The following is a 26,596-nucleotide window of genomic DNA, read 5'->3' on the forward strand; positions in this document are numbered from 1 at the left end:
TTCTCATGTGGCGGTCTGGTATGAGTGAACCGCAGGTATGCGTCAAGAAAAAGGCGACGCGCGGGGGTTCAGGCCAGCGCAACCATTGCGACAAGGCCCGCCGCCTCACCGATCTGCTGCATTGCGCCCAGGACGTCGCCGGTCTGGCCGCCAAGTCTGCGCATCGCCCATCGCGCAAGCCAAAGCTGCGCCAGCGCAACCGCCGCGATCAGGACAAGCCAGGCGGGCACCGGACTGGGCAAGGCAAGCGCGGGCAGGATGAGCGACGCACCGCCAAGGATCATCGCCGCCCGGATTGTCCCTTTCCCGGGCCGTCCAGCGGCATGGCCCAGCCCATCGACGCGCGCGGCAGGCATCAGCCCCAGCCCCGCGGTCATCCCGGCGCGGGATGCTGCGGCCAGCCCGACCACCGCTGCTGCCGCGGTCCATGGCTCGGGCATGAGTGCTGCGATGGCAAAGACGCGCAGCCCGACGGTTACGATCAGCGCCAGCACGCCATAGCTGCCAACACGGGAATCGCGCATGATTTCAAGCCGTCTTTCCCGGTCTGCGCCCCCGCTGCCATCCGCGCAATCGGCCAGGCCGTCTTCGTGCAACCCTCCGGTTACAAGCATGACCGTGCCGATGGCAAGCAGCGCGGCGATACCCCCCGGCAGCCCGGCAAGTGCCGCCAGGCCCAGCACGGCCGCCGCGATCAGGCCGACCACCAGCCCGACCAGCGGAAATGCCCAGGCGGCCTGGGCAAGTGTCGGAGGCGCGGCAGGCAGAAACCGTCCCACCGGCAGGCGGGTCAGCCAGACAAGCGCCAGCGCCGCCTCGGTCAGGCGCCTAGCCAATCCCGGCCTCGGCGAAAGTGGCCATACCGTTGTGGCATTCCAGCGCCGCGCGCAGAATCATCAGCGCCACGGCTGCGCCCGACCCCTCGCCCAGCCGCATGTCGAGCGTCACCACCGGCTTTTTGCCAAGGACGGCGATCAGCCGGCGATGCCCCGGCTCGGCGCTTTCATGGCCGATCAGGCAGTGATCCAGCGCATTGCGGTCGTTCACCATCAGGACCCCGGCAGCCGCCGAGCAGATAAAGCCGTCAAGGATCACCGGAATGCCCAGTTCGCGCGCCCGAATCACCGCGCCGCATATTGCCGCCTGTTCGCGCCCGCCATATGAGCCAAGGATCGAGGCCGAGGTTGCCGCGCCCTTGTGACGTTTCAGCCCGGTCTCGACAGCCCGCAGCTTGTTGGCCATGACCCCGTCGTCGGCACCGGTGCCCGGGCCGACCCAATCCTCGGCCGTGCCACCAAAGGTTGCTGCTGCCAGCGCCGCCGCGACGGTCGAATTGCCGATCCCCATTTCGCCAAGCAGGATGACATCGGCTTCGGGGTCGATGGCGTTCTTGCCGGTCTGGATGGCGGTGATCAGATCCTCGGTCTCCATCGCCATGCCTTGGGTGAAATCGGCGGTGGGACGGTCAAGCTCCAGCGCGATCACCTGCAGATCGGCGCCCGCCAGCCGGCAAAGCTGGTTGATCGCCGCGCCGCCGTTGCGGAAATTCCCGACCATCTGGGCGGTGACCTCGACCGGGAAAGGGTTCACGCCCTGATTGGTCACGCCATGATTGCCGGCAAAGACCAGTGCCTGCGCGCGGTCGATCACAGGCCGATCCGTACCCTGCCAGCCTGCCATGAAGACCGCCAGCTCTTCTAACCGGCCCAGCGATCCCGGCGGCTTTGTCAGCTGATCCTGACGGTCACGGGCGGCAGCGGCGGCGGTCTCGTCGAACTGTTTCACTATATCCCTCATTGCGATTTCAGGCACAGCGGCAGGCCGCTGACGGCCATCCAGACTTCGTCCGCAACGCGCGCGATTGCCTGATTCATCCAGCCATGCTCATCCCGGAAGCGGCGGGCAAGCGGATTTTCGGGCACGATGCCAAGGCCCAGCTCATTTGTCACCAGCACCACCGGGCTGTGCTGGGTGCCAAGCGTCTGACAAAGCGCGTTTACATGTGGGCCGGGATCACCCTCGGCCATCATGTTCGACAGCCACAGCGTCAGGCAATCGACCAGCCGCACCCCCTGCCCGTCGGTACGCGCAAGCGCACCGGCAAGGTCGCACGGCTCTTCGACCGTTTGCCAGCCGGGACCACGCTGGTCGCGGTGACGGGCGATACGGGCGGTCATCTCGTCATCCCATGCCTCGGCTGTGGCGATATAGATCCGCGGGCCGGGCTGGCGGGCGGCAAGGGATTCGGCCAGCGCCGACTTTCCCGACCGGGCACCGCCCGTAACCATGGTGATGCGTGTATCAGAACTCATGCCCTTGTTGTTTCACATGGCCTGACGTTGCGAAAGCCGGAAATCGCTCTTGCTGTCTTACAGCTTTTGGGCACTATTTCTCTAATCATCACGGCCGAGCCGGCAAGCAGCCGCGCCGCAAGATATCAGAGAGGTGCCCTATGACCCGTCTGTTCCTCACTACCGCACTGGTTGCAGGGCTTGCCCTGCCCGCTTTTGCCGTCCAGCCCGCCGAAGGTGAAAAGCTGGCCGAGAATCAGAGCTATACCTTCTGGCTGCTGGACGCGATCAAGACGACCGACCCGCAGAAGAACACCGATGTCGAAGGTTCGGATGTCCTGCGTCAGCTGTTCGAGGGGCTGATGAACGAGGACGGCCATGGCGCCCCTGTACCCGGTGTGGCGACGGGTTTTGATCTGTCCGAGGACAAGCTGACCTATACGTTCCACCTGCGCCCCGAGGCGAAATGGTCAAACGGCGATCCGGTCACGGCGCATGATTTCGTCTATGCCTGGCGGCGGCTGGCCGATCCGGCGACCGCAGCGGAATACGCGTGGTACATGGAGCTGATGAACGTCGAAAACGCCACCGCCATCGTCAAGGGCGAGAAAAAGCCCGACGAACTGGGCGTCAAGGCCGTCGATGACCACACGCTTGAGGTGCGGCTGACCACCCCCACCCCCTATTTTCCGAAAATGGTCACGCATCCCTCGACCTTCCCGGTCAACCAGAAGGTGGTCGAGGCCGGGGGCGACAACTGGACGCAGCCGGGCAAGCTGGTCGGCAACGGCGCTTTCGTGCTGAAAAGCCATGACCTCGGCGTGCAGATCAGCATGGACAAGAACCCCGAATACTGGGACGCCGCCAATGTCGTCATGGAGCATATCAAGGGCCTGACGGTGAATGACAACAACGTAGCACTGACCCGCTATCAGGCGGGTGAGCTGGACCGGGTGCAGATCCCTGCCGGTCAGTATCCCCGGCTTAAGGAACAGTTCCCCGATCAGGCGACCTCGATCCCCTTTTCCTGCACCTACGGCTATCTGATGAATGTGGGCGAGAAAGGCCCCGAGGCGCTCAAGGACGCGCGGGTGCGCAAGGCGCTGAGTTATGCCATGCAGCGTGATGTGGTGGTGAACCAGATCCTGCAGGGCGGCCAGAAGCCCGCCTATAACTGGACCCATTGGGCGATCGAAGGCTTTCAGATGCCGCAGATTGACTACGCCTCGTGGTCGCAGGCCGAGCGGCTGGAAAAGGCCAAGGCGCTGCTTGCCGAGGCGGGCTATGGGCCGGACAAGCCGCTAAAGCTGACACTGCAGTACAACACCGACGAAAGCCACAAGAGGATCGCCGTTGCCGCCCAGCAGTTCTATAAACCGCTTGGCATCGAGCTGACGCTGAACAACGTCGAATGGAAGGTACATACCGACCGGATGCAATCGGGCGATTTCCAGATGGCCCGCTATGCGTGGTGCGCCGATTTCAACGAGGCCTCGACCTTCCTCGACTTTTTCCGTTCGACCGGGATGAACTACGGCGGCTATTCGAACCCCGAGTTCGACAAGGTGATGGATCAGTCCAAGACCTCTGAGGACCCCAACCAGCAATATACCGCGGCCGAGCAGATCCTGGCCGAGGACATGCCGCTGGTCCCGATCTATCACTATGCCAAGGTTGATATGATCCGCGATGACATCAAGGGCCTGCCGACCATGAACGTGATGAACAACTGGTACGCCAGGAACATCTATCGCATCCAGAAATAAGCCATGGAGGCGACCGCCCGCACCCGGCCCTGATCCTGTCCGGCACCTGAATTCGGGAACCTGCACATGTTTGGCTTTATCTTGCGGCGGCTCGCGGTCGCCATCCCGACGCTGCTTTTGCTGATCGTCGTTTCGTTCCTGCTGATGTATGCCGCGCCAGGCGGTCCCTTCACGCAGGAACGCGCCCTGCCGCCGCAAGTGCTGGCCAACCTGAATGCCAAATACGGGCTTGATCAGCCGCTGTGGCGGCAGATCGTGGGCTATGTCTGGGGCATTGTCGCACATTTCGACTTCGGCCCCAGCTTTGTCTATCCCGACCGTTCGGTGAACCAGATCATCGCCGCTGGTTTTCCGGTGACGCTGACCTATGGCGGCATCGCCTTTGCCGTTGCGGTGGCGGTGGGCATCAGCCTTGGCGTGGCGGCGGCGATCCGGCAGAACTCCTGGCTTGATCACCTTGCGGTCGGTATCTCGATCGGCGCGCAGGTGTTGCCGAACTTCGTCATGGCGCCTTTGCTGGTGCTGGTCTTTACGCTGTGGCTTGGCTGGCTGCCGGGCGGAGGCTGGGGCGGTCCCACCTATTGGATCATGCCGGTCGTGGCGCTGTCGACCAGCTTCATGGCCTCTATTGCCCGTATCACCCGCAGTTCGATGCTGGAGGTACTGGGTTCAAACCATATCCGCACCGCGCGTGCTAAGGGCCTGCCCGAACGCGCGGTGATCCTGCGCCATGCGCTCCGCCCCGCGTTGTTGCCGGTCATCAGCTATCTTGGCCCGGCCTTTGTCACCATGATCACCGGTTCGGTGGTGATCGACATGTATTTCTCGACCGGAGGCATCGGCCGCAGCTTTGTCGATTCGGCGCTGAACCGCGACTATGCGGTGATGATGGGAATCACCATTCTTGTCGGTGCGCTGACCATTTTCTTCAGCCTCGTGGTCGATGTGCTTTACGCCTGGATCGACCCCAAGATCCGGTATTGAGCCATGATTGACAGCCAGAAAATGCAGTCACTGGCCACGCGCCTGGCCCAGCCCGAGGTCAAGGGCCGCAGCCCATGGGCTGACGCGCGCCGCCGCTTTCGCCGCAACAAGGCCGCCATGGTCAGCCTGCTGGTGCTGATCCTTGTCGGGCTGTTTGCCCTGTTTGGTAATCATATAGCTGCATGGTCGAACGAAGAGATGGACTTTTCGATCATGGGTCAGGCTGCGCAGCTTGGCGCGCCCAGCCTTGAAAACGGGCATTGGTTCGGCACTGACGATCTGGGCCGCGACCTGTTTGCCCGCACGGTGCAGGGCACGCAGATCAGCCTGATGGTCGGTCTGATCGGTGCGGGGATCGCCGTTCTTGTGGGCACGCTTTATGGCGCGACCGCGGGCTATCTTGGCGGCCGTATCGACGCGGTGATGATGCGTACGGTCGATGTGCTGATGTCCATTCCCTATATGTTCGTGCTGATCCTGCTGCTGGTGATCTTTGGCCGGTCGATGCTGATGCTGTTTCTGGGCATCGGGCTGATCTCATGGCTCGACATGTCGCGGATCGTGCGCGGCCAGACCCTGAGCCTGAAGAACCGAGAGTTCATCGAGGCCGCCCGCGCGACCGGAGTTCCTGCCTGGCGCATCATCCTGCGCCATATCGTGCCGAACCTGATGGGCGTGGTGGCGGTCTATGCGACGCTGCTGGTGCCGCTGATGATCCTGACCGAAAGCTTTATCAGTTTCCTTGGCCTTGGCGTGCAAGAGCCACTGACCTCCTGGGGCGCGCTGATTTCCGAGGGGGCGGGGACGATGAATTACGGCACGCTCTGGCAGCTTGTTTTTCCGCTGTTCTTCTTTTGCGTCACGCTATTTGCCTTTTTCTTTGTCGGGGATGGCTTGCGCGACGCTCTGGACCCGAAGGATCGCTGACATGGCATTGCTGGAAATCCGTGATCTGAAGGTGCGCTTTTCGACCGTCGAGGGCGAGGTTGCCGCCGTCAACGGCATCGACCTTGATCTTGAGCGCGGCGAGGTGCTGGGCATCGTCGGCGAATCCGGCTCGGGCAAATCGCAGCTGGCCTTTTCGGTGATGGGGCTGCTGGCGCGAAACGGGCGTGCCTCGGGTTCTGTGCGGTTCGAAGGGGCCGAGATCCTGAACGCTCCGCCAAAGGTGCTGAACAGCATTCGCGCCCGCCGCATTGCCATGGTGTTTCAGGACCCGATGACAAGCCTGAATCCCTATATGCGTGTCTCGGACCAGATGGCCGAGGTGCTGATGCTGCATAAGGGCATGGGCAAGCGCGAGGCAGTTGCCGAGGCTGCGCGGATGCTGGACGCGGTCCGCATCCCTGACGCGCAAGGCCGCATCAGGCTTTATCCGCATGAGTTCTCGGGCGGGATGCGGCAGCGGGTGATGATCGCGATGGCGCTGCTTTGCCGCCCCGATCTGCTGATCGCGGATGAGCCGACGACGGCGCTGGATGTGACCGTTCAGGCGCAGATCATGGAGCTTTTGGCCGAACTGCGCCGCGAATTCGGCATGGCGATGATCCTGATCACCCATGACCTTGGCGTCGTTGCGGGCGCTTGCGAACGGGTGATGGTCATGTATGGCGGCCGGGTGATGGAGCGAGCGGCGGTCGCGCCGCTATTTGCCGACCCTGCCCATCCCTATACCCGGGGGCTGCTTGCCGCCATCCCGCGCGTTGATCAGCAGGGTGAACAGCTGGCCGCCATCCCCGGCAGCCCGCCGAACATGACCAACCCGCCGCCCGGCTGTCCCTTTGCGCCGCGCTGCGCCTATGTCATGCCAGCCTGCGAGGCCATGCCGCCGCTTGAGGCTTTCGCCCCCGGTCGCGAGCGCGCGTGCCACGCAAACCTGGCCGTGCTGCGCAGTACCCCGCATTCCGATCTGTTGCAGGAGGCCAAGCCGTGACCGACCAGCCCTTGCTGGAGGCGCGCGATCTGCGCGTCACGTTCCAGCTTCCCGGACAAGGGGCCCTGCCCTGGGCCAAGCCGCGCCTGCTTCATGCGGTCGGGGGTGTCGATTTCACCCTGATGCCGGGCGAGACTTTGGGGGTTGTCGGCGAATCCGGTTCGGGCAAGTCCACGCTGGCGCGGGCGCTGATCGGTCTTGCCCCGGCAGATGGAAAGGCGATCTGGCAGGATGGCACCAATCTGATCGGCCTGTCTCCGCGTCGGATGATGCGCTATCGCAGCCAGATCCAGATGGTATTTCAGGACCCGTTGGCCAGCCTTAACCCGCGCATGACCGTAGGCCAGATCATCGCCGAACCTTTGACCACCCATCACAAGGGCCTTGGCCGTGACGAGGTCCGCCGCCGGGTCAAAGACATGATGGACCGGGTCGGCCTGTTGCCGAACCAGATCAACCGCTATCCGCATGAATTCAGCGGCGGTCAATGTCAGCGCATCGGCATTGCCCGGGCGTTGATCGTGCAGCCGAAACTGGTGATCTGCGATGAACCGGTCTCGGCATTGGATGTCTCGATTCAGGCGCAGGTCATCAACCTGCTGGCCGAGTTGCAGCGCGATCTGGGGCTGGCGCTGATCTTTATCGCGCATGATCTGTCGGTGGTGAAACATATCAGCGACCGGGTTCTGGTGATGTATCTGGGCCGGGTGATGGAGCTTGCCGGCGCAGACCAGCTATATGCCGATCCCCAGCACCCCTATACGCAGGCGCTGCTGTCAGCCGTGCCGATCCCCGACCCGGAGCTTGAGCGGGACAAGCGTATCATCCCGCTTAGCGGAGAGCTGCCCTCGCCCATGAACCCGCCCTCGGGCTGCGTATTCCGCACCCGGTGTCCGCGCGCGCAGGAGCGTTGTGCCCTGGATCGCCCTGATCTTACGGGTGGGGCACATCTGACCGCCTGCCATTATCCCGGCGCGCTTAGTCCCGAAGAGCTGACGGTGAGCATCTGACAAATACAGTCGGAATCAGGTTGCTGCCGGGGTGGCGCCTGGCGCAGCATGCCGCCATGAAAAAGGATCCGATTCGCGAAACCACCGATGAGGCCCGCGACCTTGCCCGGCAGTTGCTGGCTCAGGCGCGGCATGCCAGCCTTGGTACGATTGACCCTGAAACGGGAGTGCCGCTTGTTACCCGCATCGCCTTGCAGACCGATGCCGATGGTGCGCCGCTTGCGCTTTTGTCCGGGCTTGCGGCGCATACGCGGGCGCTGGCTGCGGATCCGCGTGCCGGTCTGTTGATCGTGGCCGATGTCGCCAAGGGTGATGCCATGACCCACGCGCGACTGTCGATCCTTGGCCGCGCCGTTCCCGCCCCTGCGGATACAGAGCGTCGTGCGCGCTGGCTTACCCGTGACCCCAAGGCCAAGGTCTATTTCGACCTGCCAGACTTTCGCTTCTGGCGGATCGAGCCGGTCTCGGGTCTGCTGAATGGCGGGGTTTGTCAGGCTTTCCGCCTGCTGCCATCAGACATGCTGAACCCCCCGGCAGAGTGATCCGCCGGGGAAAGTACGGTGGTCGCGCAGGGTGACGGTCAGTCCGGGTTGTCCATGCGCAGACGCAGGCTGACCGATCCACGGGCCGCTGTGCTCCAATGCAACGCCACCTGCCGGCGGGTCGATCCCAGTGCGGACTGCACCCATGGCATTTCGAAAACAGGCTTGTTCGCGGCATTGGTGATCTGGCTGGTCGCCACGACCGACTGAACGTTGCGCACCCATCCGTTAAAGGGCAACGCCGTATCCACCGTAATCACCCAACGGTTTGAAGCCGTCCCTTGGGTAAAGGCGACATCGACCGGGTTCGCAACATAGGTGTTCACGCCGTTGAACATGTTACCCTGAAACTGGATGTTGCGCATGCGCTGATAGTTAAGGTCGGCGAAACTGGTATCGACGCTGTCGATACGGTTGACCTTATTGTACAGCGACTTGAACACATTGCCCATCACGGCAAGGCCGTGGATGAAATGCCCCGCACCATAAGGTTTGACGACCAGCCAGTTAAAACCCTCGGTCGTGTTCGAGGCAAGAAAGGTGTTGCCGGTTATGGTCAGGCCGCCGAATGAATATTCATCCCCCTCAAACTTCGGACTGGGGTCGTGCTCATTCGTCCACTCGATCGAGCAGTTGTCGATATAGTTGCCGGTCACCGTAGTCTGCGCGTTGGTCTGCGTTAGCACCAGCCCGCCAAAACGCAGGCCGTTCTGGGCGTTGTCACCCTGAAACCAATGGTTGCCCTCGATGATATGGCCGCCCCCGTTCATCACCGCAAAATGCGCAAAGCGAATAAAGCGGCTGTGACGGATCTTGGTGTCGTTGTTGTTGACGTTCAGTGCAATGGTCGAACGGTTCTGCGCCAGATCGCCCATCTCGTTTGACAGAAACTCACAGCGGTCAACCAGCATACCTTGACAGGATGACCCGATCGAGGTGATGCCGCGATCCTTGGGCCGGGTGAAATAGCAGTCGCGGAAACAGTTCAGCGAACCACTTTTTGCCAGCATGACGCCGCTTGCATTTCCGTCGAGCAGGAATTCGATATCGTCGAAATTCAGTCGGCTGAGATGCTCCATATCCGAAAAGTCGAGCGCATAGCGGTAGCGCACAAAGGTATAGTTGCGCGTCCCCGCCCCGCCATAAAGCGGCTGTGAAAGGGTCAGCGTGCCTGCGGCCACGTTCTTGTCCAGCACATAGACCTCGCGCCCGACACCGCTCCCGATGATGCGAGAGCCGATCTCGATATTCGCGACATTGGCGACGGCAGTCAGGTTCAGCGACCGGGCCGGGTTAAAGGTCGCGGTTGAAGTCACCGTCCGGCTGTCCCATGCCGGGCCGGGCACGATGCTGATCTGCCCGTTCGAGATCACCCGGCGGTTGGAAAAGCTGGTCAGGCCCGGCGCGGCATCGGCCAAGGTGATCGGCGCGGTCAGGTTCACGTTACGGCCGCACAGATCCAGCACAGAATGGTCAGTATAGCCGAACAGCGCCTGTAGCGCGCGCCTCAGCCCCTCGGTTTCATCGCCGAAAGCCGCTGCATAGGTCGGATAGTCAAAGCTGCGCAGCAATGCCAGACGCGCGCTGCGCGGCATACGCAGGGTGCCGACGAAACGGGTGGGAGAGGTCAGGCTAAGATCCGAGCCGATAAAATAGCTCCCTTCGGGCACGAGGACCTGCCTTCCTGCGGCGGCCTGATCGGCTGCAAGGAACGCGGCGCGGTCGTTCGTCTTGCCATCGCCCACGGCGCCGAAATCGCGCACATCGACCCAGTCAAGCATACCCGGCACAAAAGCGGCAGTGACATCCTCGATCACGATGCTTTCAATACGGATCGAGCCGTTATTGTCGCCGATCAGGTCCAGACCAAAATGGCCAAAAGTGGCGTTGCGCCCCCAGGGCATGTCCACGCCCTCGCGTTGGCCGGTGCCGACGATGGCTGCGATCTCGACGACCTCGCCATAGCCCGGCAGCGTAACAGCCGGGCCGGTCTGAGACACGCCGCCGACATTGTTTCCCGCGGCATTGCCGGCAAAGCCCGCAATACGCACCTGCGGCAGGTTCCCCGCGATTGCCTTGACCCGGGCCGAGATGCGCAAATAGCTGCCCGGATTGATCGGGGTGCGTTTCATGTAGCGGATGCGGGTTTCGGTGTCTTGCTTAAGGATCTCAAGACAACTGCCGAAATCTTCGTCAGCAGGGACGATGGCGGCGTTTGCGGCCCCCGCCCAGGTCGGCGACCCCGGCCGGCCATCGGTCCGGGACCACAGATTCAACCCCTGCCGAAATGCGCGCGGCATCAGCGACTGGTTTCCGATGATCGCAAAGGTCATGCCAATTCTCTCCTGTTCCAGAACTTGCGAGGCGTTTGCCCGCGCGGTCTGGCTGGAATTTGGCAATGCCGCGTTAACCAGTCGTTAACCATGCGCGCGCGGCAACAGGGCCGCGCGCAACATCAGTGTCTGGCTGAATCAGGCGGCCGGACCGTCCGTCAGCTCTCCGGCCAGGGCGCGCTCGATCAGCGCGCGGGTTTCATTGACGCCGTAAAGCGCAATGAAACCGCCGAAACGTGGCCCCTGATCGGCACCCAGCAGGACCTGATAAAGCGCCTGGAACCAGTCCCGCATCGGCTCGAACCCATGCTCGCGGCCGATGGCAAAGACCATGGTTTGCAACGCTTCGGCATCGACTGGCTGATCCCAGCTTGCCAGTCGGCCGGCCAGATCCTCAAGCGCGCGACGCTCGACTTCGGTCGGCGCCCGGTAAACACGGGCCGGCGCGACAAAGTCGTTAAAATAGCGAACTGCGAATTCGGCAGCCTGGTCCAGCGCCGGATGCGTCTCGGGGCTGGCCTCGGGCGCATAGCGGCGGATAAAGCCCCAAAGCCCGTGCTTGTCCTTTGCCCCCGCGACCGAGGCCAGGTTCAGCAGCATCTGGAACGGCACGACCATGCTCGATTGAGGCACATTGCCGCCATGGATGTGCCAGACCGGGTTGGCCAGCTGCTGATCCAGCGTTTGATCGGGATAGGCCCGCAGCTGCTGATGATATTCGTCCACCGCCTTGGGGATCACGTCGAAATACATCCGCTTTGCCGTCTTGGGCTTCTGATACATGAAGTAGGACAGGCTTTCGGTCGCCGCATAGGTCAGCCATTCGTCGATCGACAGGCCGTTCCCTTTGGATTTGCTGATCTTTTGCCCGTGCTGGTCAAGGAACAGCTCATAGGTGAAATGCTCTGGCTTACGCCCGCCCAGGATCTCGCAAATGCTGTCGTAGATCGGTGTGTTGGTCGAGTGGTCTTTGCCATACATCTCGAAATCGACGTCAAGCGCGGCCCAGCGGGCACCGAAGTCCGGCTTCCACTGCAATTTCACATGACCGCCGGTGATGGGCAGCGTCAGTTCGTCGCCATCCTCGTCGTCAAAGGTGATGGTGCCGCCCTTGGCATCGACATGCTTGATCGGCACATACAGCACCCGACCCGATTTGGGGCTGATCGGCAGGAAGCAGGAATAGGTTTGCTGGCGCTCTTCGCGCAGCGAGGCAAGCATGACCTCCATGATCGCGTCGTATTTCTCGGCCGCTTTCAGCAGGGTCGCATCGAACTGCCCCGATTTGTAAAACCCGGTGGCGCTGATGAACTCATACTCAAAGCCGAAAGTGTCAAGAAACCGGCGCAGCATGGCGTTGTTATGGGCGCCAAAGCTGTCGTATTCGCCAAAGGGATCGGGCACCGAGGTCAGCGGCTTTTGCAGGTGCTGGCGCAGCATGTCGGTGTTCGGCACGTTGTCGGGCACTTTGCGCATGCCGTCCATGTCGTCCGAAAAACAGAAAAGCCGTGTCGGAATATCCGAGATGATCTCAAAGGCGCGACGGATCATCGTCGTGCGCGCCACCTCGCCAAAGGTGCCGATATGGGGCAAACCCGAGGGGCCATAGCCGGTCTGGAACAGCACGTAACCCTTTTCGGGATCCTTCTTTTCATAGCGTTTCAGCACGCGGCGGGCCTCTTCAAAGGGCCAGGCTTTGGATTTCATCGCGGCATCACGCAGGGCGGTCATCGGGAGTTCTCCATTTCACAGGCTTTTCCCCGTATTGAAATGAGGCGGATTGGTCAATAATTACGCCCGCAAACCGACGGAGAGAAGTGATGCCTGACACTCTGCCCTCTTTCTCGCCCTGCGACGCGCTGGTTGCGGTCATGGTGGCAGTCTCGGCCTCGGATCAGAACCCCCGCACGGCTGAGCTGGTCGCCATTGAGCGCGCGGTGAACCACACCCCGGTCTTTGCCGATTACGACATCGACCGGGTCCGGGCCGTATCCCAGACTGTCGTGACACTGTTCGAAGAAGAGGACGGGCTTGACGCCCTTTTCGGCCTCGTTCGTCAGGCGCTGCCGGAAAAGATGTTCGACACCGCCTATGTGCTGGCCTGCGACGTGGCTGCCTCGGACGGCCGTCTGGGCGAGATCGAAGCCGAGATGCTGGCCGAGATCCGGGACCAGTTCGACATCGACCGCCTGCACGCCGCGGCAATTGAGCTTGCCGCCCGCGCCCGCCACAGGGTTCTTTAATATCAGCGCCTTATATCTTGTTTTTAATCCCGTTTAGAGATTGACCCCGTCGGGCGTCGCGGCGATTGGGGCCGAGGCGGCGAATTCAGCCAGCCAATCCTCGATCAGCGCCTGCTGCAGCGCCTTTGAGCGTTTTGTCCAGCCCTGCACGCCCTCGGGCAGTTCTTGCCCCTCGGTCGCGGCGCGACGCGGCTCGTCTCCGGTCAGGATGGCAAAGGCCAGTGCCCGCCCCTCTGCCGGCTGTGCATAGCCAGCAAGGTTCGAGACAAAGTTCAGTGTCCCGGTCTTGGCCTCGACACGAATGTCGCTTTCCTTGCGTTTGCCCTGCGCATCCCGCAGCGGGATCAGCTTCATCAGCCGGCGCAGGTTGCGCGACTGGCCCGGCCCGGCCATCAGCGCGGCAAGCATGCGGGCATTGACCCGGTTTAGGGGCGACAGGCCCGAATGGTCGTGAAAGGCAAACTCGCTGTTGATCCCCTGACCGCGTAGCCAGTCCGCCATAGCATGGGCCGAACTTGGCGCATCGCCTGCGCGGCTCGCAGCAAGACCAATCACCTCGGCTGTCAGGTTGGTGGAATATTCCAGCATATCCTGCACGATCTGATGCAGAGGAGGGCTTTCGTGACGGGCGATCTCAACCCCTTCGGGCAGGATCTCGATCACCTCGGGATTAGGCAAAGCCAGCCCCCGCGCGCGGCAAAGCGTCTGGAACACGTCCCCGGCATAAAGCTCGGGGCGGCGAACCGGCAGCCAGCGGCTGCCCGAGCGGCCCAGGCTGCGCCGCGCGATAGTCCAGCTCTCCAGCTTGTCGGCGTCATAGGTAAACAGCGGCAGGGATCGGTCGACCGTTGTGATTGCAGTGGTATAGGCGCGGGGCGACAGTTTGCGGCCCCGTGCCTCAAGCGACAGCCGATAGCCCTTTTCACCGCGCCGCCAGTCCAGATGAACGCGGTTAAAGTTCAGGATCATCCCGGAAATCGACGGATTATAGGGCAGATGGACATCCTGCGCCGGGTCCAGCCGCTCGATACGTGGCAGCGCCCCGCCCCAGACAGCAAAGGTGGTCGGCGGCGTGCGCCCCGCTGCCTTTTCATCAGCCACCGCAGCAGCAGCAAGTTCATCCAGTGCATCGGTATCAAGCACCGGATCTCCGCCACCTGCGAGGATCAGCGTATTTCCGGCGCGGATCACGCGGGTTGGGAAACGGTGCCCCTCGCCCAGCCGGTCAAGGGCATAAAGCGCCGTCACCGCCTTCAGCGTGCTTGCCGGGGCCATGGGCTGATCTGCCTGACGTTCAGCCAGGACCTGCCCCGAGATGGGGTCGATCACCGCAAAGGCCACCACCCCGCCCAGCTTGGCCTCGGTGATCAGCTTTTCAGGCCCAAGGTGCGAGGGCCGGGGAGCAGGCGGCTGTTGCGCCACAGCCATGCGGGGCGTCAGGGCCAACAGCCCGAGGCCTGCCATGAAGCCACGCCGCGACAATCGGTTCATCAGTTTCCTTTCGGCCGCCGCGCCCGAATGGCGCTGGAGCTCAGCTTGTTCAGCGGCAGGTTTATCATCACCCATGCCGGAGTCCCAGAGCGTGCCAGCTGCCGCGCACGCAACCCGGGCAGACGTGCGCGCCACATCAGGCGCGCCGCACGGGAAAAGCGGGCGGGCATCCTCCAGCCCGGCCGGGCTACAACGCCAATGGGCACGCGCGCGGCGATCTCTTGCCAGCGGTCCCAGCGGTCGAATTGCACCAGATTGTCAGCACCCATCAGCCAGACAAAGCGTACGCCGGGATAAAGCCGCTGCAGCGCCGCGATGGTGTCGGCGGTCATGCGGGTACCAAGCTGTGCCTCGATCCCGGTGATTTCGACACGCGGGTGCTGCATGATCCTCCTCGCGCCAGCGATCCGCTCGGCCAGAGGTGCGGGGCCATGCGCCTTAAGCGGATTGCCCGGGCTGACCAGCCACCAGATCCGGTCGAGACCAAAGCGCCGCAGCGCCTCTTCGGTGATGTGGACGTGACCCTCATGTGCGGGATCAAAGGACCCGCCCAGCAGCCCGACCGTCATGCCGGGCCGGGCGACGGGAAGACCTGCGCGCATCGTCTAGAACAGGCCCTGCACGTGACCGTCGGCATCCAGCCCCACGCGCAGCGCCGCCGGTTCGCGCGGCAGGCCAGGCATAGTCATGATATCGCCGCAGATCGCCACCACAAAGCCCGCGCCGGCCGAAAGCCGCACCTCGCGCACCGGGACCGAGAACCCCTCGGGCGCACCAAGCGCATGGGGATCCGCGGAAAAGGAATACTGCGTCTTGGCCATGCAGACAGGCAGATTGCCGTGGCCCGCTGCCTCCCATTCGGCAAGGCGTTCAAGGATATGGGGGGCGAAGTCGACATGATCGGCGCGATATATGCGGCGGCAGATGGTCTGGATCTTTTCGGCCAGAGGCATCCCGTCAGGATAGATCGGGGCGAAATCTGCGCCACCTTCGGCCAGATCGACCACGGTGCGGGCCAGATCCTCGGCCCCTTTGCCGCCTTCGGCCCAGTGACGGCACAGCACCGCCTGCACGCCATGACCACGGCAATAGGCGGTCAATGCCCCGATCTCGGCCTGAGTGTCCGTGGCGAAATGGTTTATCGCCACCACCACCGGCAAGCCGAATTGGCGCAGGTTCTCGATATGGCGGCCAAGGTTGGCACAGCCCGTGCGCAGGGCGGCGACGTTTTCGGCCCCCAGATCGGCGCGCGCCACCCCTCCGTTCATCTTGAGCGCGCGCACCGTTGCCACCAGCACCGCCGCATCGGGGCGCAGCCCCGCCAGACGGCATTTGATGTCAAGAAACTTTTCGGCCCCCAGATCGGCGCCGAACCCCGCTTCGGTCACAACGTAATCTGACAGCGCCAACGCCGTGCGCGTCGCCATGACCGAGTTGCAGCCATGGGCGATATTGGCAAAGGGCCCGCCATGAACCAGCGCCGGGTTGTTCTCGATGGTCTGGACAAGGTTGGGTTGCAGCGCGTCGCGCAGCAGGACGGTCATCGCCCCATCGGCCCCCAGATCGCGTGCCGTCACTGGCTGGCGGTCGAAGGTCTGGCCGATGATGATGCGGCCAAGACGCTCTTGCAAATCGGCCAGATCCGAGGCGAGGCACAGGATCGCCATCACCTCAGAGGCGACGGTAATGTCAAAGCCGCATTCGCGCGGCACGCCGTTCGCCGGGCCGCCAAGTGCCACCACTACTTGCCGCAACACCCGGTCGTTCATGTCCATCACCCGCCGCCATGTTACCCGGCGCGGGTCGATGCGCAGCGCATTGCCCCAATGAATGTGGTTGTCGATCATCGCGGCCAGCAGATTGTGCGCGGTGGTAATGGCGTGGAAATCGCCGGTGAAGTGCAGGTTCATGTCCTCCATCGGCACGACCTGCGCACGCCCGCCACCGGCGGCACCGCCCTTCATCCCGAAATTCGGCCCCAGTGAGGCCTCGCGGATGCAGATGGTCGCCCGCTTGCCGATCCGGTTCAGGGCATCGCCCAGACCAACGGTAGTGGTGGTCTTGCCCTCGCCCGCAGGCGTCGGGTTGATGGCGGTGACAAGAATCAGCCGGCCCTGTGGCCTGCCCCCGAGCCCCGCGATACAGTCATGGGTGATCTTGGCCTTGTCATGACCATAGGGCAGGAAATCGGCCTCGCTCAGCCCCAGTTTGGCGGCGATCTGCGCGATCGGCAGTTTGCGCGCCTCGCGGGCGATCTGGATATCCGACTTCATCATCACTCCCTGGTTTGAGGCGGACAGTTGAGCGGCTTGCGCGGGCCAAGGCAAGCCCCGCCATGATCTCAGCCCCTAGCGCAAGCCCGGCTGTGACCGCAAGCGTGGCAGCCATTTCCCGCGCCGCATCCAGACAGCAGCAAGGGCCCAGAAAGCGGTGATCAGCCACAGATCAATGGCCAGACGCAACCAGATATTGGCCGGACCGGGCGGCACGGTCATGTCAAGCGCGTCGCCCCAGATCGACAGCATGACGCAGACGACAAAAGAATAAAGCCCGCCACGCCCGATTTCGGCCAGCACTTCGCCAAAACGGGTAGCGGCAAGCCAGGCAAAGGGCCGCGCCAGCGGCACAGCCACCACCCAGCTTGCAGCAAGAATGGCGATGAAGCGCATGAAATCCAACGACCATTTGTCGATCTTGCCAGTGACCTGGCGCAGGGTCTCGGTAATCGGCTTTGCCGGGGCGCCTATCTTCCAGCTGATGACAATGGTCAGGCTGAAAAGCAGGATCGCGACCGAGATCGTGGTCAGGATCGCCGAATGGCGGCGCAGCACCGGCATGATGCGGTCACGGAATGCCCCCATAGCGATGCCGGAAAAGAACAGCATCTGCCAGCCAAAGGGGTTGAAAAGCAGCCCCGGCCCCGGCCGCTGGTTTGGAATCAGCGCGTTCAACGGTTCGGCAAACAGCCAGACCGCGACCGACACGGCCATGGCAGGAAAGGGCCAGCGCAGCAGGAATGGCACGGTAACCGGTACGGTTGCGATCAGCAGCACGTAAAGCGCCAGCACATCCAGCAGGTTCGGCTGCATCCACATCAGCGCGACGGTGGCGACATAGCCGATGGGATGTTCAAAGATCCAGCGCGCATACTGGAACCATACTGCTGTATGGTTCATCTGCAGCTTGAAGAGCAAAGCCGAGAACAGCGCCAGCAGGATCGCCCCGGCGATCAGCGCCAGCCAGACCTGCGCGGCGCGACGCAGAAAGCGGATCTGGGCCGCCCATCGCCCCTCACGTGCCTCGATCTTGACCCAGACCAGGCCGACGAGGAAACCCGACAGCAGCACGAAAAGCTCGGCTGCGTCAAAGACGGCGAAATTGGTCAGCGTCACGTTGCGCAGCACGCCGATGGGCATATGATCCAGCATGATGCAGACCAGCGCATAGCCGCGCAGCATATCAAGGGCGGGGATCCGTCTCATTGCGGCAGCTTTGCGAATGTTTCTATCAGTGCCCGGCTTTCCAACAGCGCCAGCTGTTCGGCGGGGCTAAGGAAATTCAGCGCCTCGGCCTGCGAGGTAGCATGGGCGATCTTGGCCTCGGCCGCGATGGCGTTCAGACGGTCTTTGACCGGGCTGTCCGGGTTTTCAGGCAAAAGCGCCATGATCCGCGACCGCAGGGCCGGATTACGCCCAAGAAGGGTCAGTCCCCCTTCTCGTGGCAGAGTGCCGCTGATGCGGAACTCAAGCGCATGGGCGGCGGTCAGCATCTCGGGCGCCTCTCGCTCTTCGGGGGTGACGAGCAGACCTTGGCGACGTGCCCAGCGGCCAAAGACCGGGCTGGCGGACCAGCGCGAGGTCATGGGCGACAGGATCAGCCCGGCAAGAATCGGCGACAGCCAGATCAGCTGCCAGGGGGCCAGGAAAGCCAGCACCACCAGTGTCGCGGTGCCGGTGATGACATGGATGGCGTGGCGGCGCAGCACCACCCCCCAAGGCGGCATCTGGCCCGCGCGGACCTGTGCCTCCCATCCGGAATCACGGCCACGCAGGATCTCAAGGATCTGTCGGGTCTGGATCAGCATCTGCACTGGCGCGATCAGGGCGGACAGTACGATCTCGAAAATGGCCGAGGCCAAAAGCCGTACATTGCCGCCCGAATTCCGTGCCAAAGGCCGTAGCCATGCGCGAAGGATGGCGATGAATTTCGGCACCAGCAGAAAGGACATGGCGGCGATGAACAGCCACAGCATCCGTACCGGGTCAAAGGTCGGCCAGGTCGGGAACAGCTGATAGGTCTGCGGGAAATAATCCGGCCGCGACAACAGCACATTGGCCGACAGCGCCAGCCCGACAAGGATCATCGCCAGCCAGATCGGCGACATCAGAAAGCCGAGGATGCCGATGACAAAATGCACGCGGCTGATCCAGGCAAAGCCGCGCGAAAAGATCAGGCGGGCGTGCTGCAGATTGCCCTGCGCCCAGCGACGTTCGCGCACAGCCATGTCCAGCAGTGTGGGCGGACAGCCTTCAAAGCTCTGGCGCAGGTCGTGGTCCAGCCGTACCTTCCAGCCCGCCCGGCGCAGCAGCGCGGCCTCGACAAAGTCATGGCTCAGGATGGTGCCGCCAAATGGTGGCTTGCCCGGCAGTTCCGGCAGGCCGCAGCATTGCGCAAAGGCGCTGACCCGGATCATGGCATTGTGGCCCCAGAAATTGCCGCTGTTGCCCGACCAAGCCGCAACCCCGCGGGCAATCGCGGGACCATAGATGCGACCGGCGAACTGGGTCAGCCGCGCAAAAATGGTCTGGCCGCCGACCAGCATCGGCATGGTCTGGATAAGCCCGATGGCCGGATCGGCGTTCATCCGCGCGGACAGCGCCCGGATCGTCTCGGCCCCCACGATGCTATCGGCATCAAGCACGACCATCTGGTCATAGCGCCCGCCCCAGCGACTGACGAATTCGCCCACATTGCCGGCCTTGCGACCCTTGTTGCTGCGCCGACGGCGATACCAGACCGGCACCGGGGAAATATCGCGAAGACGGCTGATTGCAGCCATTTCCTCTAAAACGGAATCCGGCTCACGGCTGTCAGACAGCACGAAGATCTCGGCGCGTTCGCCCAGACCCACGCGATAAAGATCCCGCGCCAGAGCAGCCAGCAGCCCCGCCGTGGCTGCAGCGTCTTCGTGATAGACCGGCATGATCACGGCGATTTTTGCATCATTAGGCCCTTCGGGCGTGCGCAAGGGCCGCGCGAAAAGCCCCGAGATCATCGAGGTGAACGAGAACCCGACCCAGGTAAAGGTCAGTGCAAAAAGCACCAGCAGCACCGATTGCAGCCAGGTCATGTTGGCGCCAAAGCTCAGCACCATCTGACGCCAGCCGATCCACGCGATCACAGCCGCGCCGCCAAAGGCAACCAGTCGGGCAAGGATCGTGCCTGGCGAGGGCCAGCCACTGTCTGGGCCTTGTGGCGGGCGGGCGCGAAAGTCCTGCTCGGGCATCTCCAGCGGAGCCTCGGGCGGGGTTGCGGGGCCTCTGGACTGCGACAGTCCAAGTGTTTCCCAGCTTTCTTCGGCGGAAAGCGGCAGGTTGCGGATCTCGCTGGCCGGGGACGATCCCGGCGGGCTTGATATGCTGCTCACGTCGCTCACTCGCGGGTCCAACGGGCAATCCAGGTTTCGCTAAGCGCCCCGCCAGGGCCGTTCAGCACTGCCGAAAGGTCAGCGAATTTGGCCCCTTCGGGCAGGTATTCAAAGGCCAGCCGCATCCGCCCCTGTTCGGGCAGTCGCAACAGGTAGCTGTGCCCGATCCGCCCTGCCGAGGCGCGGATCTGCGGCACAGGATCCTCGGCACCAAACAGGCCCAGGTCGAAATCGACGATATACGAGCGGGCGTTGGAATTGTTCACCGCCCGACCCGACATGGTCTCGACGACCCGCGAAATTGGTGCACTATCAGGAACTTCTGATGAGAATGTCAGGATATAGTTGAAGTCATATCGACTGCCGCCCAGCAGCGGGTCCGATGGCTGCCAGAACGCGACGACATTGTCGTTGAATTCGTTATCGACCGGAATTTCGACCAGCGTGACGGTGCCCTTGCCCCAGCTGTCCTGTGGTGCGATCCAGGCCGAGGGGCGCTTTTCGTAACGCGCCTCGGCATCTTTATAGGATTCAAAGTCGCGCGCCCGCTGCGCCAGGCCAAAGCCCAGCGGATCATGGTCCATAAAGGCCGAGATTTGCAGCGTGCCGTGGCCGGAAAGCACGCGCCACAGCCGCTGTTCGCCGCCTGTCAGCATCTGCAGCCCGTCGCTGTCATGAACGGCGGTGCGGTAATCGTCGACGCGTGAACGGTCGGTCGGGCCGAACCAATACATCGAGGTCAGCGGCGCGATGCCGATATTGCGCATCTCTTGCCGCGGGAACAATGCGACGCGCGTGTCAAAGATCGTCTCGGCACCGGGAGTGATGCGGAATTCGTAAGCGCCCGAGACCGAGCGGCTGTCGAGCAGCGCGTAGATCAGGACCGAACGGTCCTGTTCGCTGGGCTTGTGGATCCAGAACGCCCGAAACAGCGGGAATTCCTCGCCTTCGGCGCTGCCAGTGCCGATGGCAAGGCCGCGCGCAGAAAGGCCGTACAGCGTGCCCCGCGACACTGCGCGGAAATAGCTTGCGCCCTGAAAGACCGCGATCTCGTCCATGACATCGGGACGGTTCAGCGGCGCGCGCAGGCGGAAACCCGACCAGCCCATGCTGCCGATCGTTTCGTAATCGACGCCATCGGGGAATTGCGCAGGGTCGAAATCGAACATGTGCGGGTCGAATTTCAGCGGAATCACCACGCCTTCGTCGACCAGATTGATATCGACCGGCTCGCGGTAGATCGCCCCCGGGGGCAACAGGTCCAGCGCGAAATCGCGGCTGCCGGCCCATGGATCGCGGTCGCGGCGAAAGCGGATGCCGCGATACTGGTCATAACTCAGATTGGCGAAACTGCCGACCAGCTCGGTTCCCGGTTGCTGGTACGGATTGGCGGCCAACTCTCTGGCCATCTCTGCCACATCCTCAAAGCCAAAGGGCTTGGGCTCGGCTGCTGCCTGCGCCTCTTCAGGCAGCTCTTGCGCGACTGCCGCCCCCAGCGAGGAAGACAGCGCGTTGACTGCCGTCATAGCTGCACCGGCACAAAGAACAAATTCTCGACGACGCATTGACCAACCCCAGTTTCGGGCAGAAAGGCCCGGAAATTCCGAGCGGATTTCGCATTGCCGCGCCGATCAGGCAAGCCTTTTCGCGCCGAAAGGCAAGCTCTTGCCAAGAGTTGATCGCATTCGTCCGATAAATGAGCCGCGCGGGCGCATAACCCGCGCGGCCTGCTCGACGGTAAATCCCGCCTATTGATTGATTTCCCGCATCACTTCGCCTTTCGGGCTTAGCTCGACCGTTACCGGCTCACCCTCAGGGTTGACGGCGCGTGCCGCGAGTCGCGGCCCGTCCTGCATGATTTCGCCGATGCGGCTGTAGCCGGCCGAGGCAAGTTCGCGGCGCAGGCCGTCGTGGTTGATCTGCTCGGGCGAGAGTGCGCCCTGACGCTCGGGCGCGTCACCTGCGGGCGGCGGAGGCGGAGGCATGTCGCCCTCTGGTCCCCCGCGGCCGTGACGCGGACCTGGCCCCCAATCGCCGCGGTGACGGTCATGGCCGCCTTTCCAGTGGTGATGATGGCGCTTGCCGTGCCAGCCCTTGTCGCGTTCCGCCTCGCCCCTGCCAAATCGCAGCAGGGTGCCGTCCTGGGCGAAAGCGGCGCGGATCTTGTTGCCTTCGTCATCCTGCCCCGCGAGTGCTACCCCTCGCTCGCCCGAGAACACGGCCTTGAGCTTGCCCAGCTCGCCGAACACGGCATTGTCGCGCACCGATTGGGGGACAAGCTGGGTGGTCAGCGTTTCGGGCAGAACGGCCTCGCCCCGGGCGCGCAGGCCGCGCAGCTCGCCTTTGTCGTCGAGCATGGCGTCGATCTGCGTGCCATCGGCCAGCTTGCCCTCGACGCGGCTGCTGCCACGCGGGCCGCGTTTGCTTTTCACATCGGTCAGCCCGGCGTCCTGCAGGACCTTGGGCAGCGTGACCGGCGCCTGCGCCTCGGCGGCGGGGGGCTGCGCGGGCTGTGCCTCCTGCGCCAGCACCGGCGCCGCCAGCACTGCCAGCAGGGCGGAGACTGCGATCGAGGTCGAGAGTTTTCTGCTCATCTCTGGTTCCTTCCTTCGCGGGGCATCCTGATCGGCCCCTGACGAATCGGTCAATAGCCTGCCGCGAACCAACCAAAAGCCAACGACACGTTTGGCTTTCGTTTGGATTTCGTGCATTAGGTTAGTGTGATGAACCGTTTGCGCATCCCGATCCTTGGCTGTCTGACCGCGCTGGCGCTGGCCCTGCCCGCGTCGGCCGATAATCACAAGGGGCACGACAGCCACCCCTGGCCCGAGGATTGGGCCCCCGAGTTCGAAAGCCTGACCCAGCGCGATCTGCGCATCCTGCCCCTGCGTCGCGCGGCCGAGATCGTCCAGAGCCGTTTTCGCGGCCGGCTGATCGCCGCGCGCCTGATGCCACCCCGCCCGGATGAGCGCGCGCGCGGCGTTGTCCTGGTGCATGAGCTGCGCCTGCTTACCCCATCGCGAGATGTACTGGTGGTCAGGCTTGACGCGCATGATGGCAAGTTTCTTGAGGTGGCGGGCAAGGGTCTGACCAAAGCCCGCCGGAAGGACGAAGACCGATGAAATGCCTGATCGTCGAGGACGACCCTCTTTTGTCCAGTCAGCTTGCCGAGGCGATGCGCGACGGCGGCTTTGCCTCTGACATCGCCGCCGATGGCACCAAGGGCGAGTTTTTGGGCTCGACCGAGACCTATGATCTGGCGATTCTCGATCTGGGCCTGCCGGGGATGCCGGGAATCGAGGTGCTGACGCGCTGGCGCGACACGGGCGTGACCATGCCGGTGCTGATCCTGACCGCGCGCGGCGACTGGACCGACAAGGTCGCCGGTTTTCGCGCCGGAGCTGATGACTACGCCGTCAAACCTTTCCGCCTGGAAGAGGTCGTGCTGCGGGCCCAGACCCTTGTGCGTCGGGCGGCCGGCCATGCTCAGGCGGTGATCAAGGCCGGGCCGCTTCAGCTTGATACCCAGCTTGGCGTCATCACCCGAAACGGGCTGGCGCTGAAACTGACGGCGTTCGAAACCCGCATCCTTTCCTATCTCATCCACCACCAGAACCGCGTGGTCAGCCGCAGCGAGCTGTCGGATCATCTTTACGATTCCGCTGCCGACCGAGACTTCAAGTCGATCGAGGTGGTCATCGGGCGTCTGCGCCGCAAAATTGGCGAGGGTCTGATCGAAACCCGGCGCGGCGAAGGCTATGTGCTGCGCGGCGGGGCCTGATGCTGCCCCGAGATTCGATACGGGCACGACTGATCGGGCTGGCGGCGCTGCTGATTGGCGTGGCGCTGATCGCGGGTTATCTGGTCATCGCCTCTATCCTTGAGGATTTCATCACCGGCCGCTTCGATGCCGAAGCCGAAGCGGTCGCCGATGCGCTGATCGCAGGCGCTGCCATTGACGGTGACGGCCGGTTGATCGCCGGTCCCGAACCCGCCGATCCGCGGTTTCAGATGCCGCTGTCAGGCTGGTTCTGGCAGTTGACGCAGGATGGCAGGGTGGTGGCAAAGTCCTCCTCGTTGTTTGACAATGTGCTGAACCCGCCCGAGGCTGATTTTCAGGGGGGACGTGGCCTTGGTCCGGCGGCCGAGCCGCTAAGGGTCACGCGCCATGTTTTTACCCTGCCCGATTCCACTTCGACCCTGGCTGTGACCGTGACCGCCCCCCGGGCCGAGATCGACACCGCGATGTCCCGCCTTCGCCGGCCTCTTGGGATTTCGCTTGCCGTTCTGGGGCTGGTGCTTGCGCTTGCCAGTCTGGTGCAGGTCGCGGCGGGGCTGCGCAGCCTTGACCGGCTTGGCCGCGACCTGCGGCGCATCCGTGCGGGGCAAGCCGAGGCCCTGCCCCTGCCCGCTGTGGCCGAGTTGCGCCCCGTCGCGGCCGAGATCAACGCGCTGCTTGAACAGAACCGCGCCGTGCTTGCCCGGTCGCGTGAACATGTCGGCAATCTGGCCCATTCGTTAAAGACGCCGTTGGCTGCGCTTGGGAACGCACTGCCGCCCGATCATCCCGGCCACGCGTTGATCACGCGCATGGACCGCCAGATCGGCTGGCACCTGCGCCGTGCCCGCAGTTCGGCCGCACCGCGACTGCTGGGACAATTTACCCCGGTTGCCCCGGTTATCGGCGACATCCTGATGGTGCTCCGCAGCCCGATCCGTGATTCGGGTCTGCAGGTCGAAACGCAGGCCGAGACCGCCCCTGCTTTTGCAGGTGAGCGGCAGGATCTTGAGGAAATGATCGGCAATCTGGTCGAAAACGCGGTGAAATGGGCCTCGACCTGTCTGCGCATCTCGGCCCGTCCCAAGGGTGGTCAGCTGCATATCCTGATCGAGGACGACGGTCCCGGCATGTCGGATGAGGATCACGCGCTGGCCCTTACCCGAGGCGCACGTCTTGACGAAACCGGCCCGCCCGGCAGCGGTCTTGGCCTTGCCATCGTCGCCGATCTTGCGGCGCTGCATGGCGGCAAACTGACGCTCGACAGTTCGGAACTGGGCGGGCTGCGCGCGGGTCTGCTGCTGCCTGGAATTGTGGTCGCAGGGTCGTGACAGCAGACGAGTGGGATAAGAGCACAGGACCGCTTGACTTCGCCGTCTGTGTCGGTTCTGTGATGCTTGGCGCAAGCGGCCTCCTTCCCCGGTGGCTGTCAGAGGACGCCAGGCGCTTGCAGCGGATGGATGGCCGAGTGGTTTAAGGCACTGGTCTTGAAAACCAGCGAACTGAAAGGTTCCGTGGGTTCGAATCCCACTCCATCCGCCACTTGCCTTCGCTAAAGCTTTCTCCCGATCCGGCTACGGCCGGATTTTCTCGTTGTTTTAGAGGGTTATGTGGGAAGGGCTGAACACCGAGCTCGGGGCGGAACCGCCGAAACGGTTCTCTCTGTGCCGATATTCTCCGGACCTGATGACTGCGCCGATTTGGTGAATTTCTTGCAACCCGTTGGATCGCATGCCTTTTTCGGATTCCCAACCTGAACACTTCGACGCCAGGGGCGCTCGGTGAGATGGAACCGGGGTCGAACTACCGCCATTAAAATAGCTCAGTGCGGCCGTCGTCAAAGATGCGGACAGCCGATCCGACACGAGCATAAGCCGTTGACCCGTCTGCAAATCTGCTGCGAAGCACCTGAGCGTGGTCAAAGTTCAAAAGGGTGAACGCAGCGGACTCCGTAGGGCTGTCCGCAGATAGGCCTGCACCGATCATGATCCCGCCTAGGTCTGTCAGAACGAAGCGGTCGTGAAAGTCTTCACCACCCTGCCTCTCTGACCATGCAAAGAGCTCAATGCTGTAGCCGAGTGGCAGCAAGCCTTTGACTTTGGCGGACCCGTCTCGAGCGAGGAGCTCAGGTGGGGGACGAGAACCGTGATCTCGGAAATGAATTCTGATCGCCTTTGGTGGCCAAGGCCCACCGCCAAGGCGTGCGAGCAGAGATGTCAGCGGAGCAAGGTAGTTGCCCTCGGTTGGTCGAAGATCGAAAAACGGATCAATGATGTCGACTTCCTTGGACACCGCGGTCAACAAATGCAGGGCATCGGCAATCTCATCCGCTGTCCTAGTCACGTCACGACTTGTCGCTGCACGAAAAAGCGGATGCCCATCAGAGCAATCGTCGGGCTGCATCGTCACGGCGCAAGCCGCCAAGCCGGCTTCACATATGATCGCCTTGAAGGGTCGGGTGCCGTGTTCGCGCAGGGCGTTTTTGATCCAATCGGCCTCGTGGTCATAGGTGCGATTAAAATCGACCACTTTGTGCTTCGAGTTGCTCAACCTGTTGATTTCCGTCGAGACGTGACCC

General features: G+C 63.0%; 23 protein-coding genes and 1 tRNA gene. 11 read left to right on the top strand and 13 right to left on the bottom strand.

The annotated features are described in order from the left end of the window. Nucleotides 1-68: 68 nt before the first annotated feature. From cobS to cobU, 3 genes are read right to left on the bottom strand one after another with little or no spacing between them, the layout of a single operon-like run. Entirely contained in the window at nt 69-836 is a 768-nt protein-coding gene (cobS, locus tag PARACOCCUSGL_RS0115285) for an adenosylcobinamide-GDP ribazoletransferase (protein WP_010398351.1), read from the bottom strand. Further along, complete coding sequence (cobT, locus tag PARACOCCUSGL_RS0115290; RefSeq protein WP_050804204.1) at nt 829-1,797, bottom strand: nicotinate-nucleotide--dimethylbenzimidazole phosphoribosyltransferase; 969 nt, start codon at nt 1,795-1,797, stop codon at nt 829-831. The genes cobS and cobT overlap by 8 nt, the downstream gene beginning before the upstream one ends. After that, nucleotides 1,794-2,312 (bottom strand): bifunctional adenosylcobinamide kinase/adenosylcobinamide-phosphate guanylyltransferase, encoded by a 519-nt coding sequence (gene cobU / locus PARACOCCUSGL_RS0115295; RefSeq protein ID WP_029372396.1) that lies wholly within the window; start codon nt 2,310-2,312, stop codon nt 1,794-1,796. The genes cobT and cobU overlap by 4 nt, the downstream gene beginning before the upstream one ends. Before the next feature lie 140 nt (nt 2,313-2,452). On the opposite strand from cobU, the gene PARACOCCUSGL_RS0115300 reads away from it, so the two are divergent. From PARACOCCUSGL_RS0115300 to PARACOCCUSGL_RS0115325, 6 genes are all read left to right on the top strand, one after another. After that, a complete protein-coding gene (locus PARACOCCUSGL_RS0115300; protein WP_010398357.1) occupies nt 2,453-4,057 on the top strand; it encodes a peptide ABC transporter substrate-binding protein in 1,605 nt (534 codons plus the stop codon). Between the two features lie 66 nt (nt 4,058-4,123). Next, nucleotides 4,124-5,041 (top strand): oligopeptide ABC transporter permease OppB, encoded by a 918-nt coding sequence (oppB, locus tag PARACOCCUSGL_RS0115305; protein ID WP_010398359.1) that lies wholly within the window; start codon nt 4,124-4,126, stop codon nt 5,039-5,041. A 3-nt stretch (nt 5,042-5,044) separates the two neighbouring features. Further along, entirely contained in the window at nt 5,045-5,968 is a 924-nt protein-coding gene (locus tag PARACOCCUSGL_RS0115310) for an ABC transporter permease subunit (protein ID WP_010398362.1), read from the top strand. A 1-nt stretch (nt 5,969) separates the two neighbouring features. After that, complete coding sequence (locus tag PARACOCCUSGL_RS0115315) at nt 5,970-6,974, top strand: oligopeptide/dipeptide ABC transporter ATP-binding protein (protein WP_010398364.1); 1,005 nt, start codon at nt 5,970-5,972, stop codon at nt 6,972-6,974. Further along, entirely contained in the window at nt 6,971-7,984 is a 1,014-nt protein-coding gene (locus PARACOCCUSGL_RS0115320; protein ID WP_010398366.1) for an oligopeptide/dipeptide ABC transporter ATP-binding protein, read from the top strand. Before PARACOCCUSGL_RS0115315 ends, PARACOCCUSGL_RS0115320 begins: the two co-directional genes overlap by 4 nt. Before the next feature lie 56 nt (nt 7,985-8,040). Then, nucleotides 8,041-8,526, top strand: coding sequence for a HugZ family protein (locus PARACOCCUSGL_RS0115325; RefSeq protein ID WP_029372397.1), 486 nt, complete (start codon nt 8,041-8,043; stop codon nt 8,524-8,526). Between the two features lie 38 nt (nt 8,527-8,564). On the opposite strand, the gene PARACOCCUSGL_RS0115330 is transcribed toward PARACOCCUSGL_RS0115325, so the two are convergent. Together PARACOCCUSGL_RS0115330 and PARACOCCUSGL_RS0115335 are read right to left on the bottom strand one after the other, a co-directional pair. Further along, complete coding sequence (locus PARACOCCUSGL_RS0115330; protein ID WP_010398370.1) at nt 8,565-10,859, bottom strand: glycosyl hydrolase family 28-related protein; 2,295 nt, start codon at nt 10,857-10,859, stop codon at nt 8,565-8,567. Between the two features lie 138 nt (nt 10,860-10,997). After that, nucleotides 10,998-12,590, bottom strand: a complete 1,593-nt coding sequence (locus PARACOCCUSGL_RS0115335; RefSeq protein WP_010398372.1) for a lysine--tRNA ligase — start codon at nt 12,588-12,590, stop codon at nt 10,998-11,000. A gap of 89 nt (nt 12,591-12,679) precedes the next feature. Between PARACOCCUSGL_RS0115335 and PARACOCCUSGL_RS0115340 the strand changes: the two genes are divergently transcribed. Further along, complete coding sequence (locus tag PARACOCCUSGL_RS0115340; protein ID WP_010398374.1) at nt 12,680-13,102, top strand: tellurite resistance TerB family protein; 423 nt, start codon at nt 12,680-12,682, stop codon at nt 13,100-13,102. Nucleotides 13,103-13,135: 33 nt separating this feature from the next. Here PARACOCCUSGL_RS0115340 and PARACOCCUSGL_RS0115345 read toward each other — a convergent pair whose 3' ends face one another. From PARACOCCUSGL_RS0115345 to PARACOCCUSGL_RS0115375, 7 genes are all read right to left on the bottom strand, one after another. Continuing rightward, nucleotides 13,136-14,593, bottom strand: coding sequence for a D-alanyl-D-alanine carboxypeptidase/D-alanyl-D-alanine-endopeptidase (locus PARACOCCUSGL_RS0115345; RefSeq protein WP_010398376.1), 1,458 nt, complete (start codon nt 14,591-14,593; stop codon nt 13,136-13,138). Beyond that, entirely contained in the window at nt 14,593-15,195 is a 603-nt protein-coding gene (locus tag PARACOCCUSGL_RS0115350) for a nicotinate-nucleotide adenylyltransferase (protein WP_010398379.1), read from the bottom strand. Before PARACOCCUSGL_RS0115350 ends, PARACOCCUSGL_RS0115345 begins: the two co-directional genes overlap by 1 nt. Before the next feature lie 3 nt (nt 15,196-15,198). After that, a complete protein-coding gene (locus tag PARACOCCUSGL_RS0115355; protein ID WP_029372400.1) occupies nt 15,199-16,872 on the bottom strand; it encodes a formate--tetrahydrofolate ligase in 1,674 nt (557 codons plus the stop codon). Nucleotides 16,873-16,941: 69 nt separating this feature from the next. Further along, nucleotides 16,942-18,075: an OpgC domain-containing protein gene (locus tag PARACOCCUSGL_RS0115360; RefSeq protein WP_040602208.1), complete on the bottom strand. Its 1,134-nt coding sequence runs from the start codon at nt 18,073-18,075 to the stop codon at nt 16,942-16,944. Next, nucleotides 18,072-20,240, bottom strand: a complete 2,169-nt coding sequence (mdoH, locus tag PARACOCCUSGL_RS0115365) for a glucans biosynthesis glucosyltransferase MdoH (RefSeq protein WP_237701534.1) — start codon at nt 20,238-20,240, stop codon at nt 18,072-18,074. Before mdoH ends, PARACOCCUSGL_RS0115360 begins: the two co-directional genes overlap by 4 nt. A gap of 5 nt (nt 20,241-20,245) precedes the next feature. Next, nucleotides 20,246-21,766: a glucan biosynthesis protein gene (locus tag PARACOCCUSGL_RS0115370; protein ID WP_010398387.1), complete on the bottom strand. Its 1,521-nt coding sequence runs from the start codon at nt 21,764-21,766 to the stop codon at nt 20,246-20,248. Between the two features lie 222 nt (nt 21,767-21,988). Beyond that, entirely contained in the window at nt 21,989-22,834 is an 846-nt protein-coding gene (locus tag PARACOCCUSGL_RS0115375; protein ID WP_010398390.1) for a hypothetical protein, read from the bottom strand. Between the two features lie 129 nt (nt 22,835-22,963). Here PARACOCCUSGL_RS0115375 and PARACOCCUSGL_RS0115380 point away from each other — a divergent pair, with 129 nt between their 5' ends. From PARACOCCUSGL_RS0115380 to PARACOCCUSGL_RS0115395, 4 genes are all read left to right on the top strand, one after another. Further along, on the top strand, nt 22,964-23,362 hold the full coding sequence (locus tag PARACOCCUSGL_RS0115380; protein WP_010398394.1) for a PepSY domain-containing protein: 399 nt from the start codon (nt 22,964-22,966) through the stop codon (nt 23,360-23,362). Next, complete coding sequence (locus PARACOCCUSGL_RS0115385; protein ID WP_010398398.1) at nt 23,359-24,021, top strand: response regulator transcription factor; 663 nt, start codon at nt 23,359-23,361, stop codon at nt 24,019-24,021. Before PARACOCCUSGL_RS0115380 ends, PARACOCCUSGL_RS0115385 begins: the two co-directional genes overlap by 4 nt. Next, nucleotides 24,021-25,349, top strand: a complete 1,329-nt coding sequence (locus PARACOCCUSGL_RS0115390) for a HAMP domain-containing sensor histidine kinase (protein ID WP_010398400.1) — start codon at nt 24,021-24,023, stop codon at nt 25,347-25,349. Before PARACOCCUSGL_RS0115385 ends, PARACOCCUSGL_RS0115390 begins: the two co-directional genes overlap by 1 nt. 123 nt (nt 25,350-25,472) lie before the next feature. After that, nucleotides 25,473-25,560: transfer RNA gene (locus PARACOCCUSGL_RS0115395), tRNA-Ser, on the top strand. A gap of 270 nt (nt 25,561-25,830) precedes the next feature. Here the strand turns inward: PARACOCCUSGL_RS0115395 and PARACOCCUSGL_RS0115400 are convergent. Continuing rightward, nucleotides 25,831-26,596 (bottom strand): hypothetical protein (locus PARACOCCUSGL_RS0115400; RefSeq protein ID WP_010398402.1); only part of this gene is annotated, 766 nt, incomplete at its 5' end.

Source organism: Paracoccus sp. TRP, assembly GCF_000185925.1.
GTDB lineage: Bacteria > Pseudomonadota > Alphaproteobacteria > Rhodobacterales > Rhodobacteraceae > Paracoccus > Paracoccus kondratievae.

Bases quoted from the DNA above. Each gene is read 5' to 3' on its own strand.
- cobT (WP_050804204.1), bottom strand. From the start codon at position 1,797: ATGAGGGATATAGTGAAACAGTTCGACGAGACCGCCGCCGCTGCCGCC.
- cobU (WP_029372396.1), bottom strand. From the start codon at position 2,312: ATGAGTTCTGATACACGCATCACCATGGTTACGGGCGGTGCCCGGTCG.
- PARACOCCUSGL_RS0115300 (WP_010398357.1), top strand. From the start codon at position 2,453: ATGACCCGTCTGTTCCTCACTACCGCACTGGTTGCAGGGCTTGCCCTG.
- oppB (WP_010398359.1), top strand. From the start codon at position 4,124: ATGTTTGGCTTTATCTTGCGGCGGCTCGCGGTCGCCATCCCGACGCTG.
- PARACOCCUSGL_RS0115310 (WP_010398362.1), top strand. From the start codon at position 5,045: ATGATTGACAGCCAGAAAATGCAGTCACTGGCCACGCGCCTGGCCCAG.
- PARACOCCUSGL_RS0115315 (WP_010398364.1), top strand. From the start codon at position 5,970: ATGGCATTGCTGGAAATCCGTGATCTGAAGGTGCGCTTTTCGACCGTC.
- PARACOCCUSGL_RS0115325 (WP_029372397.1), top strand. From the start codon at position 8,041: ATGAAAAAGGATCCGATTCGCGAAACCACCGATGAGGCCCGCGACCTT.
- PARACOCCUSGL_RS0115330 (WP_010398370.1), bottom strand. From the start codon at position 10,859: ATGACCTTTGCGATCATCGGAAACCAGTCGCTGATGCCGCGCGCATTT.
- PARACOCCUSGL_RS0115335 (WP_010398372.1), bottom strand. From the start codon at position 12,590: ATGACCGCCCTGCGTGATGCCGCGATGAAATCCAAAGCCTGGCCCTTT.
- PARACOCCUSGL_RS0115340 (WP_010398374.1), top strand. From the start codon at position 12,680: ATGCCTGACACTCTGCCCTCTTTCTCGCCCTGCGACGCGCTGGTTGCG.
- PARACOCCUSGL_RS0115345 (WP_010398376.1), bottom strand. From the start codon at position 14,593: ATGAACCGATTGTCGCGGCGTGGCTTCATGGCAGGCCTCGGGCTGTTG.
- PARACOCCUSGL_RS0115350 (WP_010398379.1), bottom strand. From the start codon at position 15,195: ATGCGCGCAGGTCTTCCCGTCGCCCGGCCCGGCATGACGGTCGGGCTG.
- PARACOCCUSGL_RS0115360 (WP_040602208.1), bottom strand. From the start codon at position 18,075: ATGAGACGGATCCCCGCCCTTGATATGCTGCGCGGCTATGCGCTGGTC.
- PARACOCCUSGL_RS0115370 (WP_010398387.1), bottom strand. From the start codon at position 21,766: ATGACGGCAGTCAACGCGCTGTCTTCCTCGCTGGGGGCGGCAGTCGCG.
- PARACOCCUSGL_RS0115375 (WP_010398390.1), bottom strand. From the start codon at position 22,834: ATGAGCAGAAAACTCTCGACCTCGATCGCAGTCTCCGCCCTGCTGGCA.
- PARACOCCUSGL_RS0115380 (WP_010398394.1), top strand. From the start codon at position 22,964: ATGAACCGTTTGCGCATCCCGATCCTTGGCTGTCTGACCGCGCTGGCG.
- PARACOCCUSGL_RS0115385 (WP_010398398.1), top strand. From the start codon at position 23,359: ATGAAATGCCTGATCGTCGAGGACGACCCTCTTTTGTCCAGTCAGCTT.
- PARACOCCUSGL_RS0115390 (WP_010398400.1), top strand. From the start codon at position 24,021: ATGCTGCCCCGAGATTCGATACGGGCACGACTGATCGGGCTGGCGGCG.